Origin of the sequence: Rhizobium ecuadorense, assembly GCF_001187535.1 — a bacterium.
Taxonomy (GTDB): Bacteria; Pseudomonadota; Alphaproteobacteria; order Rhizobiales; family Rhizobiaceae; genus Rhizobium; species Rhizobium ecuadorense.
In genome coordinates this window covers 1-216 of record NZ_LFIO01001717.1, presented here as the reverse complement: position 1 = coordinate 216, position 216 = coordinate 1, and the positions used below count along the sequence as shown (strand labels likewise).

Annotated in this window: 1 pseudogene; it reads left to right on the top strand. The window is 62.0% G+C overall.

The annotated features are described in order from the left end of the window. Positions 1–216, top strand: a pseudogene (locus AF337_RS44790) (ThiF family adenylyltransferase); the annotation flags it as partial.

The window sequence follows — 216 nt, the reverse complement described above, 5'->3', positions numbered from 1 at the left end:
CTGAGGGACTGGTCCGGTTGGCGATCCCGTTTATCGACACCGGGATCGGCGTTGGCCTGGAGGATGGCAGGCTGGACGGATGCGCGAGGGCGACGTTCATCCGCCCAGGCACCGACTGGAGCGAGGTCGAGAGGCTGCTTCCCTTCGGCGATGACGTAGAAGATGACGATGTCTACCGAACGGATATCCAGATCGCGGCCATCAACTCGCTAAACG